Source organism: Roseovarius sp. MBR-78 (assembly GCF_040547535.1).
Taxonomy (GTDB): Bacteria; Pseudomonadota; Alphaproteobacteria; order Rhodobacterales; family Rhodobacteraceae; genus Roseovarius.
In genome coordinates, this window is sequence record NZ_JBEPPX010000076.1 from 1 (window position 1) to 1,572 (window position 1,572).

Consider the following 1,572-nt stretch of genomic DNA (forward strand, 5'->3'; position numbering starts at 1 on the left):
GCTTCCGTAATGGGGCGGGCCTCTGTCAAGGGTTTCGGGCAAGTCAAAAATCACGGCGAAGATGTCATTCTTCACCGAGTTTTAAGGCACAAATTCAGAAGCTTACTTTTTCTTTTTCACTGCACCCGCACGTCAGGACTGAAGGACACCCCCTGCACGGGCTTCGCTCTTCCGTCCGTAGTCAGCCTCATGGCTGCCACTCTATGCCTGGTCCAAATCTGGTCCCTGGGTGCCCATCTTTTACGCGTATTCAGCGTTAGCCGATAACTAGCGGGCTTTCGGCATCTCCAGGAACCTCGTCCCGGCAAGGGACCTCGTCGTACCTGTCGTCAGGTGCAGTGCGTTCCTCCGTCAGATCAAGTTCTGGAATTGTTTTACTCAGAACGTTGCCGGGGCGCTCTGCACATGGCGGAATGGTTTGCCGTCCCGCCACATGCGGTGCAAAACAACGCCAATGCGCCGCGCAAGTGCAATCAAAGCCCGTTTTGATCCACGCCGATGGGCCACTCTGAGCGCCCAGGCCTGAAGCCAGTTTGGTGACCCACGGTGCATCAGGATCATCGCCGCTTGATACAAGGCCGTTCGAAGGGCCCGATCGCCGGCTCGCGTAATTTGCCCGACGATGTCCATCTCTCCGGATTGAGTGCGCTTCGGCGTCAGCCCCACCCACGGGCCAACATCCTTCGATCGCGCAAACCGGGTCGGATCGTCGATCGCGGATTTGACCGTCAGGGCGACGATCCGACCGACGCCTGGCATCGTCATCATCAGACGGCAAACGTCGTCTTGTTTTGCCAGATCCGCGATTGTCGCATCCAATTCAGCCAACTCGGCGCGCAACTGCGCACGCGCGCGCAAGAGGGCCTCTGTCGAAGCCGACAGGATTTCATTTTGCTCAACCAGTTCCCTCACCCGGGCCTCGTACCTGATCCGGGTGACATGCCCGAGCTTCAGGCCGAAGTTCCGCAGAACACCCCGCATGGAAAGCTCGAGGTTGATGATGGCCTGCTGAACTGATTTGCGCGCCGTCAGCAACGCGCGGATTTCCTGGGAGGACACAGATTTGCGGTGCACGGGCTTGTACCATCCCATTTGAAGCAACCGCGCAATCCCCTGAGCATCGCGCCGGTCAGTTTTGATCGGCATGGCTTTCAACGCGGCCTTCACCAACCGCGTTTCCATCATGACCACGTCAAAGCCAGCTTCTTCCATTCCCTTGCTCAGCCATTGGGACAAAGGTCCGGCTTCGAGACCGATCGCATCGACCGCGTATGGTAATGACGTCATCGCACGCACCAGCGCCTCAGGCTCGCTGGCTGCCTCCAACTCCTCAACAACCTTCCCCTGCGGCCCCAGCACACAAATCGCCGTGCTTGCCAGAGATACATCCAGTCCGATAAATACATTCATGTCGTTGCCCTTCTATTCTCAGGAATTGAGGCGCATGGAAACATACGACCTCGTAGACGCGCTGCAGGCGCATCAAGGGCAACGGCACTTCAAATCATGCTGACAAACAAGCGAAACGTGCTCGATTCGCCGAAAGCCCCATTACGGCATCTTTGACTTTTC

1 protein-coding gene is annotated in these 1,572 nt (G+C 57.4%); it reads right to left on the minus strand.

The window, feature by feature from the left end; all coding sequences use genetic code 11:
• Positions 1 to 378: 378 nt before the first annotated feature.
• Entirely contained in the window at positions 379 to 1,410 is a 1,032-nt protein-coding gene (locus ABIE58_RS20230) for an IS110 family RNA-guided transposase (RefSeq protein WP_354546410.1), read from the minus strand.
• Positions 1,411 to 1,572 lie beyond the last annotated feature (162 nt).